Annotated in this window: 13 protein-coding genes; 4 read left to right on the top strand and 9 right to left on the bottom strand. The window is 71.3% G+C overall.

Annotation, left to right across the window (positions count from 1 at the left end; all coding sequences use genetic code 11):
* Positions 1 to 5 precede the first annotated feature (5 nt).
* Both ACIQCJ_RS01675 and ACIQCJ_RS01670 read left to right on the top strand, forming a co-directional pair.
* Positions 6 to 1,625 carry a hypothetical protein gene (locus ACIQCJ_RS01675; RefSeq protein ID WP_402710368.1) on the top strand — a complete coding sequence of 540 codons (1,620 nt, stop codon included), beginning with the start codon at positions 6 to 8 and terminating at the stop codon, positions 1,623 to 1,625.
* A gap of 5 nt (positions 1,626 to 1,630) precedes the next feature.
* On the top strand, positions 1,631 to 2,332 hold the full coding sequence (locus tag ACIQCJ_RS01670) for a nucleotide-binding protein (RefSeq protein ID WP_402710367.1): 702 nt from the start codon (positions 1,631 to 1,633) through the stop codon (positions 2,330 to 2,332).
* 110 nt (positions 2,333 to 2,442) lie between these two features.
* On the opposite strand, the gene ACIQCJ_RS01665 is transcribed toward ACIQCJ_RS01670, so the two are convergent.
* The gene (locus ACIQCJ_RS01665; protein ID WP_402710366.1) at positions 2,443 to 3,273 is read right to left on the bottom strand and encodes a macro domain-containing protein; all 831 of its coding nucleotides are present in this window, start codon (positions 3,271 to 3,273) and stop codon (positions 2,443 to 2,445) included.
* Between the two features lie 322 nt (positions 3,274 to 3,595).
* Here ACIQCJ_RS01665 and ACIQCJ_RS01660 point away from each other — a divergent pair, with 322 nt between their 5' ends.
* Positions 3,596 to 5,062, top strand: a complete 1,467-nt coding sequence (locus ACIQCJ_RS01660; RefSeq protein WP_402710365.1) for a macro domain-containing protein — start codon at positions 3,596 to 3,598, stop codon at positions 5,060 to 5,062.
* Positions 5,063 to 5,397: 335 nt separating this feature from the next.
* On the opposite strand, the gene ACIQCJ_RS01655 is transcribed toward ACIQCJ_RS01660, so the two are convergent.
* The 3 genes from ACIQCJ_RS01655 to ACIQCJ_RS01645 are packed head-to-tail and all read right to left on the bottom strand — an operon-like array spanning position 5,398 to position 7,221.
* Complete coding sequence (locus ACIQCJ_RS01655) at positions 5,398 to 5,778, bottom strand: roadblock/LC7 domain-containing protein (protein WP_355336469.1); 381 nt, start codon at positions 5,776 to 5,778, stop codon at positions 5,398 to 5,400.
* Positions 5,779 to 5,815: 37 nt separating this feature from the next.
* Complete coding sequence (locus tag ACIQCJ_RS01650; RefSeq protein ID WP_402710364.1) at positions 5,816 to 6,940, bottom strand: hypothetical protein; 1,125 nt, start codon at positions 6,938 to 6,940, stop codon at positions 5,816 to 5,818.
* Positions 6,937 to 7,221: a hypothetical protein gene (locus tag ACIQCJ_RS01645; RefSeq protein ID WP_401851043.1), complete on the bottom strand. Its 285-nt coding sequence runs from the start codon at positions 7,219 to 7,221 to the stop codon at positions 6,937 to 6,939. Before ACIQCJ_RS01645 ends, ACIQCJ_RS01650 begins: the two co-directional genes overlap by 4 nt.
* 259 nt (positions 7,222 to 7,480) lie before the next feature.
* On the opposite strand from ACIQCJ_RS01645, the gene ACIQCJ_RS01640 reads away from it, so the two are divergent.
* Positions 7,481 to 7,846 carry a hypothetical protein gene (locus tag ACIQCJ_RS01640; protein WP_355336472.1) on the top strand — a complete coding sequence of 122 codons (366 nt, stop codon included), beginning with the start codon at positions 7,481 to 7,483 and terminating at the stop codon, positions 7,844 to 7,846.
* A gap of 512 nt (positions 7,847 to 8,358) precedes the next feature.
* Here the strand turns inward: ACIQCJ_RS01640 and ACIQCJ_RS01635 are convergent.
* The 5 genes from ACIQCJ_RS01635 to ACIQCJ_RS01615 form a co-directional block, all read right to left on the bottom strand.
* Entirely contained in the window at positions 8,359 to 10,407 is a 2,049-nt protein-coding gene (locus ACIQCJ_RS01635; RefSeq protein WP_402710841.1) for a family 78 glycoside hydrolase catalytic domain, read from the bottom strand.
* A gap of 372 nt (positions 10,408 to 10,779) precedes the next feature.
* Positions 10,780 to 11,928 (bottom strand): hypothetical protein, encoded by a 1,149-nt coding sequence (locus ACIQCJ_RS01630; RefSeq protein WP_402710363.1) that lies wholly within the window; start codon positions 11,926 to 11,928, stop codon positions 10,780 to 10,782.
* Between the two features lie 72 nt (positions 11,929 to 12,000).
* Positions 12,001 to 13,449 (bottom strand): oxygenase MpaB family protein, encoded by a 1,449-nt coding sequence (locus ACIQCJ_RS01625; RefSeq protein WP_402710840.1) that lies wholly within the window; start codon positions 13,447 to 13,449, stop codon positions 12,001 to 12,003.
* A 395-nt stretch (positions 13,450 to 13,844) separates the two neighbouring features.
* The gene (uppS, locus tag ACIQCJ_RS01620) at positions 13,845 to 14,597 is read right to left on the bottom strand and encodes a polyprenyl diphosphate synthase (RefSeq protein WP_402710362.1); all 753 of its coding nucleotides are present in this window, start codon (positions 14,595 to 14,597) and stop codon (positions 13,845 to 13,847) included.
* A gap of 423 nt (positions 14,598 to 15,020) precedes the next feature.
* On the bottom strand, positions 15,021 to 15,530 hold the full coding sequence (locus ACIQCJ_RS01615) for a signal peptidase II (RefSeq protein WP_355336475.1): 510 nt from the start codon (positions 15,528 to 15,530) through the stop codon (positions 15,021 to 15,023).
* Positions 15,531 to 15,586: the final 56 nt, after the last annotated feature.

The following is a 15,586-nucleotide window of genomic DNA, read 5'->3' as shown; positions in this document are numbered from 1 at the left end:
CCGCCATGACCGTCACCCGGACCGTGCTCCCGCACACCGCCGAGCCCCCGCAGGCGCCGCCGGTGTCCCGCGCGTACGCCCGTACGAAGGCGACCCGTCTGCTGTCGGCGGGCACGTACCTCGACCCCGTCTACCGCGGCACCGTCATCAGGGAGTTGCTGCGCAACCGCTTCCGCGTGGTCGCGCCGTCCTACGGCTACGACAACGTGTCCGTCCTCGCGCACGCCCTCGCCGCCAGCCGACTGCGGCGTCTGCAACGGTGGTTGGGCGCCGGATCGGTCGTCGCCGCGCTGATCCTGACCGCGAGCGGTGCGGTCAATCCCGTCATCGCCGTCCTGCTGGTGTTCTGGGCGCTGTGGGCGCTGGCGTACCTGCGCCGGATCGTGACCCTGAACATCCTGATGACGCGGCTGAAGGAGACCGGCACCGACGGCGGTTTCGACGGGGCGTACCCGGCGAACGCGCGCCTGACCGAGACCCTGATCCACAAGATCGACCGGGAGCAGTCCGCCAGCGACAGCCTGGTCTTCTACGGCGGCTTCCGGCCGTTCGTCGGCGCGGGCGAACCGCTGCGCGACTGGGCGAACGCCCAACTCCTCATCGGTGCGCGGAAGCTGCGCCTGAAGTCGAGGGACCACGAGGGGAAGCGGGACGTCGAGGGGACGGCGCCGGGGCTCGACACCGACGAGCGCAAGCCGCTCCTGCCGTTCACCGTGGACAAGATCACCGCATACGTCGGCGAGCGGATGGCCGCCGAACTGCGCGACGGCGCCAAGCCGGGCGAGCGCATCGAGGGCCTGGCCGTCGAGCGGCGCCGCTTCACCACGGCGATTCGGACCAACGACCGCACCAGCGGCGAGGGTTGGTCCCGGCTGCCGGGCATCGGCGATCTGCCGGACCTGCACTGGCGCGAGGACTACGACTCGGCGCGCGAGTACCTGTGCGTGCGGATCGGCTCGTGGAACGAGGAGTTGGTGACCTCGATCTTCGTCGGCTTCGACCTCAAGGGGAACACGCTCCACACCGAGTTCTACCCGTACGTCCTCGGGCCGCTCGTGGAGGACTTCCACCTGGTCGACCGGCTGCCGGACGCCTTCGACGGGCGGCTGGCGGCGCGGGTGGCCTGGGACATGGTCAAGGCGACGCCGCGCTGGGGGTTCAGCCTGCTGCTCTCGCCGCTGCGGCTGCTGCCCGAGCGCTTCCTGCCGTCGCCGCTGCGCTCCCTGGTCCGGCCCGGCCGCCGCGGCCCCAGTTCCATCCGGATCGGCACGAGCGTGACCTCGGTCGACAGCAGCGAATTCCGCCTGGGGCGTTACGTGACCAAGTCGGTCAACTGCGGTGCGCTGACCAGCGTGCGCGAGTTGGCGACGAACGACTACTACCACGCCTTCTTCCAGAAGTCCGACGCCGTGAAGTACACGCAGATCGTCGAGCGCCGTCTGCTGGAAATCATCCGGACGTTCCTGAACGACCACAATGTGGATCTCACCGACCACGACAGGGCGCAGAACAACATCCTCAACTACGAGGACAAGAGCATGCACGTCTCCGGCGACAACAACAGGAATTTCGGCTACGAGTACGCGCCGGGCAACGGCGGAACCGCGAACGGCCAAGGGGATTGAGCGGCATGGGCGACGAAATGGATCACCAGGACAAGCGCATGACCGTTTCCGGTTCCGGAAATGAGCACTTCGGGTACGAATACCGTCCTGTTCTGGCCGCCGCGCGGGAGCCGGCCGCCACCGGGACCGCGCGGCCGGACTCCCCGGCGCCGACGCCGTACGACGGCCTCCGCAGCCGCAACGTCTTCGTCGTGCACGGCCGGGACGAACAGGCGCGGCTCGCGATGTTCGGCCTGCTGCGGCGGCTCGACCTGCGCCCGCTGGAGTGGGAGGAGTTGGTGCGGGCGACCGGCAAGACCTCGCCCTACATCGGTGAGGTGATCGCGAACGCGCCGTCGCTCGCGCAGGCCGCGCTCGTGCTGCTCACCCCGGACGACACCGCCAAGCTGCACCCCGAACTCCTCGGTGACTACGAGCGGGTGGACGAGGTGCAGTACACCGGGCAGCCCCGGCAGAACGTGCTGATCGAGTTGGGCATGGTGCTGATGGCGTACCGCGCGCGTACGGTCATCGTCGAGGTGGGCCGGCTGCGGCACGCCACCGACATCGAGGGCCTCAACGTCATCCGCTTCGACGGTTCGCAGTCGTCGCTGGAGAAGGTCGTCGCCCGGCTGAAGGTGGCCGAGTGCCCGGTGGACGACAGCCGCTCCGACTGGCGCGACACGTCGTACTTCGAGAATCTGTCGGCCTATCGGCGGCTCGCCTGACCCGCGGCCCGCCGGACACGCACCGCATCACCTCGCAGGACGGAGCAGGGGGCGGCCGGAGACCGGCCGCCCCTTCTCGTACGGTCCGCACGCGCCATCCGGCGTCCGCCTTACGCGCGGTCGACGCCCGACGCCAACGTCCGCAGGAACGCGGCCACTTCCGGCATGTTGACACGCTCCAGGTCCGCGGACCTGACCACCACCCGCAGCTCACGGCAGACCGCGCCCTCGCGGGACCTGGCGATGAACGACATGAGGATCAGCCGCAACAGGCTGTCCTGGTCGAGGTAGTCGAGACGGGACAGCCCCGAACCGACCAGCGGCATCGCCACCGCCTCCGGGCGCGCGTACCGACTCACCGTGTCCCAGAGCCGGTTGAGGCTGAACCAGAGGTCCTCCACGCTGGACGCGGCCACGTAGTCGTTGCCGATACGGCTGTACGCCGCCGCGAACGTCAGCCGCGGGCGGGTGCCGAGGACCGCCACCGTGCCGATCGGGTAGCGGTCCAGCTTGCCCAGCGGCTTGCGGGCCCGGTCCTCGCGCGCGACGGGCGTCACCGCGCCGAGGGCCGCGTCCAACTCGGCGTCCAGGCGCGGGAGGTCGTCGTCGTAGCGGCGGGCGAGCAACTGCCCCTGGACGCTCGCCTCGTTGATGACCAGGCCGCCCTCGGGGGCGGTGTCGAAGGTGTCGGTGAAGCCGATCACGAGGTGCGCGGCCTGCTCGAACAGGTCGCCCTCCTCGACCACCACCGTCATGTCGGGGCGCCGGAACTCCTGCCGCACGCGCGTGACCGGCCGGGCCCTGCCGATGCCCCACAGCACGCAGGCCGCCACCGATGCCGCGGTCACCGGGGCCGGATCGGGAAAGCTCTGGGGAAAGAGCTGCCCCACGAACTGGAGGACCGCGGATATTCCGCCGAATGCCGCAATGGCATTGCGCACGAAGATCTGCCGGGCGCGCCGCGCCACACGCAACCGTAAGCGAGCGCGGAGCCGAGTCCGTAACACGGAACGCGACGGAGAACGCGACGGGGGAAGCGACGGGGGAAGCGACGGGGAACGCGGCCCGGTAGGCGATCCGCGCCGTAACCGCACGCGTAACCGCGCGCGCACGCGCATCCTGCGCCGCACCCCTGTCGGCGGGAGGGCCGGAACCGGGCCTGTGGGATCAGCGGAACTCATGGTTTTTCCAAGGCAGCTTGATAATCTGGCATTCGCCTCCGGGGGTTTGCGTCGAGGGAGGCGGAAACGGGTGGGGAAAGCAATGACGCACGTTCGGATAAATGTGCTGGGGCCCGTACTGCTCGAAGTCGACGGTCTTCCGGTACGGCTGACACCGCTCACGACCCGGCTGCTGGTCCGGCTGGTGGCCGCCGAGGGCGAGGCCGTTCCCGTACGTCAACTGCGCCGCGACGTCTGGGGGCTGGCCGACGAGCCGCGGCATCAGGCACAGCGCAATCGCAACGAGGTGCAAAAGCGTGTCCTGGAGTTGCGGCGCGCCCTCGACCCGGGTCAGGACGGCACGGCCGCCCGGCTGCTGCGGACCGAGCAGCAGGTCACCGTGGGCGGGGCGGAGACCGCGTACCGACTGGTGCCGCGCGCGGAGGAGTTGGACAGCGCGCGGTTCACGGCGGTCGTCGGCGAGGCGCTGCTCGCGCCGCCCGCGACCGCGGCCCACCGGCTGGCCGAGGCGCTGGGCATGGTGCGCGGACGGCCGCTTGCCGAGGTCAACGGGGAGGCGTTCGCTGTCGACTTCGTCCGGCGGCTCACCGCGCTCCAGGACTCCGCCCGGCGCGGCCTGGTCCGCTCCCGCACCGAACTCGGCCGCCCCGATCTCGCCCTGCCGGTGGCCGAGTTGATCGCCCGCGAGCATCCCGGCGACCCGGACGCGGCCCGCACGCTCGAAGCCCTGCGGACCGCCCTGCGCGCGCGGCACGGCGCCGAACTGCTGCGCCACGCGGTGCCGTTGCCCGGCCGACAGGTGGATGTCGTGCTCGTGCAGGGCGACCTGTTCGACCAGACGGACGCCAATCTGGTGGTCGGCTTCACCGACACCTTCGACACCGCGACCGACGAGGACGTCGTCATCAGCCGCGGTAGCGTCCAGGGCCAGCTCGTGGACCGGCTGTTCGCCGGCCAGCGCCGCCTGCTGGACGAGAAGCTGCGGGCCGGGCTGCGCGCGGTGCCCGCCGTCGGGACGGAGAGCAGCCGCGCCAAACCGCGCGGCCGGCGCGTGCGCTACCCGGTGGGCACGACCGTCGCCGTACCGGTGGACGGACGGCGGGTCTTCGCGACGGCGTATTCGCGGATCGGCAACGACCTCGTCGCGCACTCCGGCCACGACGACCTGCGGGCCAGCCTGGACAGCCTCTGGGCCTCGGTGGCCGTGCACGGCCTGTTCAAGCCGCTGGCCGTCCCGCTCATCGGCTCCGGACTCGCGCGCGTCACCGACCTCGACCGCGGTCAGCTCGCGGCCCTGATCGTCGACTCGTTCATCGGCGCGTGCCGTCGATACGCGGCGTTGACACCGGAGTTGCGGATCGTCATCAGGCCCGAGGAGCTGGGCAGGACGGATCTGTCCCCGGTGGAGCGGCAGTTCGAGGAGCGGTACGGGGAGGCGGCGGCGGAGCCGGGTGGGCGGCCGGTGGTGGAGAGGGTCGCGGAGGGGGCTGTCGCGGGGCGCGCGGAGAAGGTCCCGGAGCCCTTCGCGGGGGCGGACCTGGGCGAATGACGGCGGGTGCGTGGTCGTCGCCGCGACCGTAGCCGTAGCCGTAGCCGCGACCGTACGCGTCCCCGAGCCCGTACCGTACGACCGGCTGTACCCGCCCATCTGCCCGTCCCCGTCCCGCCCGAGGCGTCGGCCCGGCCGGCCGCGCACACCTCAGTCGACCGCGGCGGGCGCTTCCGCGGGTACCCGCCGGGCGCTTCCGCCCCGCTTCCGATGCGGGGCGATGTCGGGGCCGCGTCCGTGTCGGTGTCATGGCCGCGTCGGTGTCCGGACCGTGTCGGGCGGTGTCGGGCCGTGTCGGGCGGTGTCGGGCCGGGATGTCGTCCGGGCCGAAGGCGTCAGGCGGCGCTGAGGAGGGAGACGAGGTGGTCGACCGTCGCCGGGGACTCGCGGTGGAGGCCCGGCAGGTCGAGTCCCTCGTCGGCGAGGATCACCAACAGGGCGTGCTCGCCTACGGACAGGACGACGATGTAGCCGCCGTTGCAGCGGACGACGACGTCGCGCAGCCCGCCGAGACCGACCTCCGCCGCCGTGCGGCGGCCGACGCCGAGGCTCGCGGCGGCGAGCGCCGCCACCGACTCGGGCTGCACGGTCGCGGTGTCGGCGGCCACGAGCAGCCCGTCCGAGGTGGAGATCACCGTTTCGTTGACGCCCATCACGCGTTCACGCAGGGACTTGAGCGAAGCGACGAGCGCTTCGTAAGGGGCGGCACTGGTCATGGTGCACTCTCCTCGGGCAGGCCGGTCGCTGTCCCGCTCACGGCAACAGGTTGTTCTGTGACGGGTGGTTCGGTGACGAGTGATGGGGGTGACCGGGCGGCTTGCGCTCCGACGGCGGTCGTGTGGACGGCAGTTGGCCGCCGGGCTGGCGGCGCGGAAGCGGCCTGTCGTCGGCGCCCGGCGGCGGCGGCGGTGACTGCCGGTCGGCGGCCCGCGCGGTCAGCAGCGGGCGCGGCGCGAGCGGGTCGTCGTCGCGCGCGGCGGCCCTGCGGGTCGCGATCCTGGCCAGGTCGAGCATCACCGGGTACACCCCGCGCCCCAGCGCGAACGCGAGATCGCGCGGTGTGCGGCGGCCGTTGGCGGCGAGCAGCAGCGTACGGCCGCGCTCGCCGATACGGTCCGCGTCGGACCTGGCCTCCGCGCGGACCGCGCCGCGCGCGAATTCCCCTACGGACGGCACCATTTCGCGCAGCGTCCGCAGTCGCAGCGCGGTCTCCTCGGTCAGGCGGGCGGGCTCCTGGCCGGGCCAGGCGGCCAGTTCGGGGCCGCGTCCGGGACCGTGTCCCGGGCCGTGCTCCGGGTCGGTGCGCCAGCCGGTCACCGGTTGCAGGGCCATCGCGAAGGCGCCGTCGAAGAGCGCGGCGGTGCAGACGACGAACAGCTCCGCCGCCGTAACCGATCCGCGTGCGGTCAACACCGCGCCCAGTTCGCCGTTTTCGGGGAGCGCGGCCAGCGCGGCCTCCCACTCCCGCTCGTCGATCCGCCCGGACTTCAACAGCAGCGAGCGGGCGGAGGGGGCGGCGGGTGTCTCGACGGCGCCGACCAGTCCTTCGCGGAGGAAGAGGGTGCCGCCGGGGCCGCCTTCGACGGTGACGGCTCCGGTGAAGCGCTCCTGGCGGAGCTGGGCGAGGAGAGCGGGGACGTTCCGGGGCACGCGCAGCTCGGGGTCGGAGTCGGAGTCGGGCAAGGGATCGGGCGAGGGCTCGGGCTCGGGCTCGGCGTCGGGGTGGTCGATGGCCGGGGCGTCGGAGCGCGCGGGGGCGGGGGCGGGGGACGGAATCTCCCGCTCGGACCCTGCCCAGGGCTCGGACTTGGGCTCGGACACGGACACGGACTCGGGCTCGGACACGTCGTCGGGCTCGGTCCCGCTGTCAGCCGTCATGCGAACAGGCCCTCGGCGGCCGTGGCGATGTGCCGGGCGGCCAGCGCCAGATTGGTGTCGGCGCGGTCGAGCACCGTGGAGATCAGCACCGGGTCGCCCTGCCGGGCCACGACCCGCACGACGTGGTACGTCCGCCGCCCGGTCACCACCACGCTCTCCAACTCGCCCTCCGCTCCCGCCTCGTGCAGCCCGTCCTCGATGAGGCTCAGCAGACGGCAGACCTCAGGTCCGTTTCCGGCCACCGCGCAGTCCCCGCTCTCGGCGTATGTGAGACCGGTCACCGCGTCGACCAGGGCCGCACCGGACGTCCCGGACGCACCCGAGGTCCCAGCAGTCCCTGACGTCCCGGCAGCGGAAAGGACTTCGCCGAGTACCGACTCCAGCGCGTCCACAGGCACCCCTTCACTTTCGAACACCTGGCAGAGTACTTTAACGCCGAACTCTTTCACCTGTGATCGCGCATAGCTGTTTTCCGCTCACGCCGATCCTCGCCCGTACGGTCCGCGACACCCATGGACCTGCACAACCAAGGGAATTCCCGTGAACATTGAGTCGGCACTCAAAGAAGCGATGTCCGTCGAAGGCGCCATCGGGGTCGCGCTCGTCGACTACGAGAGCGGCATGGCGCTCGGCACGCTCGGCGGCGGCCGGGGCCTGGACCTGGAGGTGGCGGCGGCGGGCAACACCGAGGTCGTACGCGCCAAGGTCCGCACGCTGTCGATGCTCGCCATCGACGACACGATCGAGGACATCCTCATCACGCTGGGCACCCAGTACCACCTGATCCGCCTGCTCGGCAGCAGCACCGGCTCGCTCTTCCTCTACCTCGCGCTCGACCGGAGCCGGGCCAACCTCGCCCTGGCGCGGCACGTGCTCAAGCAGGTCGAGAACGGCCTGGAGGTCTGAGCCCCACCGGCTCCACCCGCCCCATACGCTCCACCTGCTCCACCTGCTCCACCTGCTCCATCCGCCGCGTCGGGTCCACCGGCTCCCCGGGGTCCACCGGCACCCCCGGCACCCCCGGCCCTGCCGGACGGAATATGCGGACGGAATTTGCCCGTCGGTGAATTTCCGCCCGCCGAATTCCCTTTTCCCTCAGCCCGGCCCCAACGGGCCCCAACCGGCCTCAGCCAAAACATCCACCCCGCCCGTCACACGGTCGACAGATTCCGCGGGACGGTGTTTTGGCATGCGCCATGCCGCATACACATGTAGGGCGGCGCCCCGCCACGCACGGGAAATCCATTTCTCCCGCCCCCGGCCCTGGCCCCACTTTCCCCACGGGAACCACCTCGCGCGGCCCCCTCACCGGCCCCTGCCGCCGTGGCCGGATATCGCCGCCCTGGCGGCGGGCCGGTGCCGCCGGGCCGCCCCGCAGTCGGGCCGCTCCGCAGTCGCGCCGCCCCGCCGCTCCGCCGTCAGCCGGCGACGCGGAAGACGTAGTCCCCGGGTCCGACCTCGTAGGCGGCGTAGCCGTCCTTCAGGCCGGTGAACCGGGCGTCGGAGGGGGCGTGGACGGCGGCGCGGGTGCGGGCCGGGACCAGGATCTGGGCCGTGGCGCCCACGGGGACGGTGGCGCGGAGCGTGAAGCGGCCGTGGCCGAAGGTCCAGGAGGAGGCCACGCGGCCGAGCGGGGACTCGACGTGGGCGGAGGCTTCGGTGAGGTCGCCGACCGGGTGGGGCCGGATCGTGATCCGGGTGTAGCCGGGCGCGGCGGGCTCGATGCCCGCGACGCGCTGGTAGAGCCAGTCGTCGACCGTGCCGAGGAAGGCGTGGTCGTGGGAGCGTGACGTGTCCTGCCACTCCTCCCACATGGTCGTGGCGCCGAGGCCCTGGAACCAGTAACCCCAGCCGGGGTAGGTGGGGTTGGTGGCGACGTCGTAGGCGAGGTCGCCGTTGCCGGTGTCGGTGAGGACGGGGAGGATCAACTTGGTTCCGAGCGCACCGGTGTTGAGGTGGCGGCCACGGGTCCTGATGTCGTTCGTGAGGTTGGCGACGACGGCCGCGCGCTCGGACGCGGGGACGATGCCGAGGCTGAGTGGCAGCAGGTTGGACGTCTGCCGGTAGCCCGCGTCCTTGTTGTCGTAGTACGCCTTCGCCTTGGCGTCGTAGAAGTTCGCGTTGATGGCGTTCGCCGTCGTCGTCGCGAAGGCGTCGAAGTGCGCGGCGTCGGCGCCGTGTCCGAGGGCGCGGGCGATCCTGGCCATCATGGTGGCCGTCTGGTGGATGTACGCGGTGCCCGAGAGCCGGGTGCCCTCCGGCGGGAACGCGGCGCCGGGCGCGACCCAGTCGCCGTAGCTGAAGCCGGTGTAGACGTTGCCCGTCTTCGCGATGGTCTGCTCGTAGTGGTCGAGCCACAGCTTCATCGCGGCGTAGTTGTCCGCCAGCGGCCGGATGTCGCCGTAGTACCAGTACAGATCCCAGTTGATCAGCACGAAACTCGCCGACCAGACCGGGTCGTTCACGCCCTTGGCGCCGACGGTGCCGGGCACGGTGTGGCCGAGCGTGCCGTCCGCGTTCTGGTCGTCGCGGTGGGCGCGCATCCAGTTCTCGTAGAAGTTCTCCATGTCGAAGTTGGCGATGGCGGAGTCGGCGGTGAGGTGCGCGTCCGCGTCGTACGGCCGCTTCTCGTACATCGGGGTGTCGGTCGGGATCGAGTGCAGGTTGTTCAGCGTCGTGTTCGCCTGGGCGTCCTGGAAGCGGTTGAGCAGGTCGCTCGAACTGCTGAAGTCGCCGGTGGCGGTGACCGCCGTGTGCACCCGCTCGCCCTTGACGGAGGTGACGGTGACGCCCGCGGGCGCGGCGACCTGTACGTAGCGGAAGCCGTCGTAGCTGTAGCTGGGGCGGTAACTCTCGCCGCTCGCCGCGCCCTTGAGCGTGTACGTGTACGTCTGGAGCCCGGCGTTGTCGACCGTGCCGTCGGCGAGCAGCTTCTCGCCGTACGTGATCGTGACGACGGAGCCGGCGGGGCCGCGCAGCGCGGTGTCCGCCCAACCCGCCGTGGGCGAGGCGAAGTCGTACACCTTGACGGTGCTCGTCGCGTCGCTCCTGGGCGTGGTGACCTGCTTGACCGGGAGGGTGCCGGTCACCTTGATCGGCGGGAACGCCTGCGCGCGGAGGGTGCCGCCCGGGGCGGTGACGGGGAGCGCGGGCTTCCAGGCGGTGGCGTCGAACCCCGGCTTGTTCCAGCCGGGTTGTTCGAGCCGCGCGTCGTACGTCTCGCCGTACAGGACGGATTCGGTGCGCGTCGGGCCGTCGGCGGCCTGCCAACTGCCGTCGCTGGTCACCTGTTGGGTGCTGCCGTCGGTGTAGGTGATGTCGAGTTCGAGCTTCAGCTTCGGCTCGGCGTGCCAGGGCGAGGCGTTCCACTCGTCGGGGTTCGTCATCGCGTAGTACCCGCGGCCGAGGCTCACGCCGAGCGTGTTGCCGCCGCCGCGTAGGGACTTGGTGACGTCGTTCGGTCTGATGCTCCACCGTCAACCCCCCGGCCCGCACCCCGCCGCCCCCGCCGCCGTGCCCGGCCCCACCGGCCTGCGCGGGCGCCACCCCCACGACCACCAAGCTCAGCACCGCCGTCACCACACGCACGATCACCGGGGTCTCCTCTGCATCTCTGCTTCGGCACGATCTCCCCATGCGTCGACCCCACGCGTCGCCCACGAAAAAATCGTTTCAAGTCCGTGGCCGCGAACCTAAGCGGCCACCCACCGAAGGTCAAGAGCCCCACCACAAAGCATCAACCCCACCCAATTGAAACGTATTTGAAACCCTGACACCCCCACCCATCCCCCCACTCCGCCCCGGGTCCAGCGCATCGACCCCGGCTGACCGGGGGACGGTCAGGCCGACGGCTCGTGGGCGTCCATGAGGTGTTGGATCGCGTTGATGATCGCCTCTGTCGAGGCGGGGTCGGCGGCGAGGGCAGTGAGGGGGACGGTCGGCCAGCCGGTGTAGCTCTTGGTGCGCAACGCACGCAGCTTCTCGGTGAGCGCGGGGACGGCCGAGAGCGAGTCGGCGAAGGCGGCGGACGCTTCCAGGCCCAGGTGATGGGTGACCGAGGTGAAGTTGAAGGCGAGTTCGGCCTTGCCGGTGTCGTCGAAGAGCGACACGGTCCAGATCGGTACCTGCTTACCGCCGATCGGGTAGTAGCCGGACATGCTGAGGTACCTGGCCGTGCCGCTCACCAATCGGCCGAGAGTGGCAGCGTGGTCGAGCACGGCGGTCGCGATGAGACCCGGCTCCGGGGACAGGCGGGTCCGTATCGCCGCGTCCATGTCGGCGCGGGTGGTGCGCTGCGCGGTACGGCGACCGGAGGGGGATTTGGCCGCGGTGGCGACCTCGCCGTGGATGCGCGGCACGAGGACGCGGACGTCGCCGGTGCCCCGGTACTGGGTCAACTCGACCGCGTACACGTCGGTCTGCCGCATCTGACGGTTGAGGAATTCCACGATCGCCCTCAACTCCAGGGGGATCCGGTCCGCGACGAACAGCAGACGCATCTGCCCGGCGGCCAGCCGTTCCTCGACCGTCGCCCAGAAGTCCTCCGGCGCGCGGGCACCGAGCAGTTCCCCATACGCCTCCTCCAGCGACCGGCCGTCGGCGGCGCAGGTCTCCTCGAAGGAACGCTGAAGCAGTGCCGCGGGCCAGTAACGCGCGCCGTTGGCTGCGTAGTCCAGCATCTGGCCCACCACCTCACGCCGGATGCGCGTATCGCTCGCGCGCTTGACCTCCACCAGCGTCGGCACACCGTCCGCGTCGACGAAGAGGTGGTCCAGCCAGTACGCCGAACCACCGTCCGGGCTCGTCGGTACGGCCATCTCCCGGGTGACCAGCACCAGCCGCAGCGGCTGACCGTCCGCCAGCGAACCGAAGTCGAGCACCCTGGGATGCCGCGCGAGAAGCTCCTGGAACTCGGCTTCACTCTCGAACCCGGCCGGTTCAAGAGCCTGGAGATCCGCACCCAGCACGAACACCGACTGATCGGTCATCCGCTCCCCCGCCCCTCTGAGGTCGACCGGCCACGAATACCACAGTCCATGAGCCCCGGGGCCGGAACGGGGTCAGGCGTCGGCGAGGAGGGGGTCGTAGGGGGTGGAGCGGTGGCGGGCGGACATGAAGGTGAGGAAGTCGGTGATGAAGGCGGAGCGGGTGTAGGTGGAGGCGGTGGCCGGGACGGTGCGGGTGAAGGCCGTGCGGAAGAGGGCGCGGTATTCGGTGGCGTCGATGGTCTGGTTGCCGTCCTTGTCGGTGACGTCGAAGAGGACTTCGGCGACGCGGATGAGGGCGGGGCCCGCGAGGGTGGGGGCGGCGGCGGTGTATTCGGCTCTGCTGACGCGGCCGTCGCCGTCGGTGTCGAGGGCGGACTGGAGTTCGCGCCACCAGTCGGCGTAGGCGTTGTAGAGCTTGGTCTCCTGGGGCTCGTCGAGGTCGAGGCGGGAGGACAACTCGCGCGCCATGGCGGCGAGATCGGGCCAGTCGAGGAAGCCGTCGCCGGTCTGGTCGAGGACTTCGCTGAAGAACTCGTCGGCGCTGCGCCGCGATCCGCCCGTGGCGGAGGTGCCGGTGGCGGTGGGGCCGTCGTCGGCGGACTCGCGCTGGGCGGGGAAGGGCGTGACGAGGCGGATGAAGGCGCCCGCCTGCTTCATACGGTCGCGCACGGCGGTGACCGTGGCGTAGGCGGGGTCGTCGCTGTCGGAGGTGAGGGCCATCAGGTTGGTGAGGGTCTCGGTCCTGATCCAGCCCTCGGGGAGGAAGCGGGCCAGGCCGGCGGCCATGTAGGCGCCCTGCATCAGCGTCTGGGCGCCGGGGATCTCGGGCAGACCGGCGCGGCGGCGGAAGGGCTCGGGGAGGGACGCGACGGTGATCTGCCCGATGACGGGCCCGGCGAGCGACCGGCCCGCCGCCCAGACGGTGGGCAGGCCGTCCAGCAGGGGCGGCGCGGGGAGGTGGTCGAAGAGCTTGTAGAGGATGATGCGCAGCGCCTCGGTGTTCTCCAGCTTCTCCTCGACCATGCGGTCGAAGTACTGCCAGAACTCCGGCAGTGTGGCGGGCAGTTGACCCGCCGGATCCCCCAAGGCACCGAGGAACGCCTGGAATTCGGCGTAGAGCTGCTCCATCGTCGTCTGGTCGAGCGGCTGCCCGCTCAGCCGGCACATCGTGACCGAACTCTCGAAGAGCGTCGCGACCACCCACGCGCGGACCTCGGGGTCCATCGCGTCGTACGGACGGTGCCGGGCGTCCGCGCCGTTGAGCCGCGCGTGCAGGCGGTTGAGGCGCGCCGCCTCCCGCTGCCGTACCGCGTCGTCCGCGCCGAACATCCGCTGGAGGCTGACGAGGGTGTTGCGCAGCCGCCGCCACGGGTGCGCGACGAAGGTGGAGTTGTCGGCCAGGGCCGCGCCGATCTGCGGGTGCGCCGCCTCCAGGACCGTCGCCCTGATCACCGCCAGGCCCCAGCGGGGGTCGTTGAAGAAGCGGTGGAACTGGGAGTCGGGGCCGAAGAGGGATTCGATCCGCGGGGCGGGCGTCTCCGGAGGTGGCCCTGCGGGCGGCTTGGCCGGGTCCGGTGCTACGGGATCGGGTGCTACCGGATCGGGTCCTACGGCGTCCGGTGCTACGGGGTCGGGGCCTACGGCGTCCGGCTTCGACGCTCTCGGCTTCACCGGCTTCACCGGCTTCACCGGTTGCACCGGCTTCGGCTTCACGGCCCGCGGTTTGACGGCCCGCGGTTCGACGACGTCCGGCTTCACGGCCCGCGGCTTCACCGCCTTCCGCTTCGCCGCGTCCGGCTTCACAGTGCCGACCGCCTCGGCCGCCCCGACCGCCCCAGTCACGCCGGTCGCCCCGGCCGCCCGCGAACGCACGCGCTTGGAAGGCCGGTTGATGCTGCTGCTACTGCCTGTCTCCGTCACGTGCGGGACTCTCCGTTCGCGTGCGGCGGCACGCCGCCGAAGCGGCGCTTGCGTTGCTGGTACGTGTGCAGGCACTCCAGGAAGTGCGGCGCGCGGAAGTCGGGCCAGAGCACCGAGGGGAAGGTCCATTCCGCGTAAGCGACTTGCCAGAGCATGAAGTTGGAGATGCGCTGTTCACCGGAGGTCCGGATCACGAGGTCGACGTCGGGTGTGTCGGGGAAGGGCAGGTGTGCGGCGAAGTGGCTCTCGTCCACGGCGTCGGCGGACACCCCGCTGCGGATCAGGGAGCGGGCCGCCTCGACGATGTCGCCGCGTCCGCCGTGGTCGAACGCGACAGTCAGGGTCATGCCGCGGTTCGTGCGGGTGAGTGTCATCAGGTCGGCGAAGTCGCGGGCCAGCGGGGCCGGGATTCTCGGGTCGGCGACGCCGAGGAAGCGGCAGCGGATGCCGCGCGCGTGCAGGAGTGCCGCGTGTTTGCGTACGACGCGGCGCACCAGGCGCATCAGGTAGTCGACCTCGTTGCTCGGGCGGCTCCAGTTCTCGGTGGAGAACGCGTACAGGCTCAGCCACTCCACCCCGGCTCCGCGCGCCGCCTCGATGACATCGATCACCGTCGTCTCCGCCGCGCGGTGGCCCGCCGTCCGCGGCAGCGAACGGCTCTCCGCCCAGCGGCCGTTCCCGTCCATCACACACGCGACGTGCCGCGGGGCCGGGTCCAGTGACGTGGCCCGTCGCGGCTGTCTGCCCACGCGGACTCCGGTGTCCCATACGACCGAAGTGCCGCTGTCTCGCTCCACCGTCACAGGTGCCCCCGGCCGTCACCGTCACCGCAATTGGATCAACACCTCACAGCGTCCTGGCACTTGGCCTCCGGCACATCCCGATCCGCGCATATTCACCCATGGCACGCCAGTCCGATTCCCCGCCTCCGCGACACGCGGGCGGAGGCACACCGGGGCGCGCGGAGACAGCGCCGTCTGACTCCCTGCTCCCTGCTCCCTGGTCCCTGGTCCCTGGTCCCTGACCAGGACATACGTGGCACGTAAAGGCGAGGCCGCGCCAAGAAGCCGCGCCAAGAGGCCGTGGAAGGACGGGGCCGCACCACGTGGCCGTCGAAGGACGGCCCCGCGTCCAGCCCGGGACGCGCGTCAAGACGGCGACCCGCCAGGGGGCTACGCGCTGCCCACCGCGTCCGGCTCTCCGGCAGGAGATTTGGCGGCGCGCATCGGAACGCCGCGGAAGGCCTGGACGAGGACGAAGAGGGCGCCGGCCGTGACGCACTGGTCGGCGAGGTTGAAGATGCCGCCGTTGCCGACCTGGATGAAGTCGAGGACGGCGCCGCGGCCGAAGGCGGGGGTGCGGAAGAGCCGGTCGGCGAGGTTGCCGCCCGCGCCCGCGAAGAGGAAGCCGAGGCCGAGGGCCCAGCCGGTGGAGCGGACGGCGGGGGCGACGCGGGCGATGAAGACGAGGACGCAGAGGGCGAGGAAGGTGAAGACGAGGGTGGCGCGGGGTGCGAAGGAACCGGCCGCGCCGGAGTTGCGGATGGCGGTGAAGGTCACAGCGCCACCGAACGCGTGGCTGGCCTCGTGCCCCTCGACCACGACCGCCGCGACGGCCTTCGTGGTCTGGTCCACCACGAGCCCGACGGCCGCGGTCGCCCACAGCAGGTACGTACGCCGCACCGCACACCTCCCGATCCCAGCCCCGTCCCCCATCGAGCGTACGTGGCCGCCCGCCG

The organism is Streptomyces sp. NPDC093221, from assembly GCF_044753885.1.
In the GTDB taxonomy this organism is placed as follows: Bacteria; Actinomycetota; Actinomycetes; order Streptomycetales; family Streptomycetaceae; genus Actinacidiphila.
The sequence above is the reverse complement of the archived record's forward strand: the minus strand, read 5'-3'. Positions and strand labels throughout refer to the sequence as shown.

Coding starts and splice junctions, on each gene's coding strand:
- ACIQCJ_RS01675 (WP_402710368.1), top strand. CDS start 6: ATGACCGTCACCCGGACCGTGCTCCCGCACACCGCCGAGCCCCCGCAG.
- ACIQCJ_RS01670 (WP_402710367.1), top strand. CDS start 1,631: ATGGGCGACGAAATGGATCACCAGGACAAGCGCATGACCGTTTCCGGT.
- ACIQCJ_RS01660 (WP_402710365.1), top strand. CDS start 3,596: ATGACGCACGTTCGGATAAATGTGCTGGGGCCCGTACTGCTCGAAGTC.
- ACIQCJ_RS01655 (WP_355336469.1), bottom strand. CDS start 5,778: ATGACCAGTGCCGCCCCTTACGAAGCGCTCGTCGCTTCGCTCAAGTCC.
- ACIQCJ_RS01650 (WP_402710364.1), bottom strand. CDS start 6,940: ATGACGGCTGACAGCGGGACCGAGCCCGACGACGTGTCCGAGCCCGAG.
- ACIQCJ_RS01630 (WP_402710363.1), bottom strand. CDS start 11,928: ATGACCGATCAGTCGGTGTTCGTGCTGGGTGCGGATCTCCAGGCTCTT.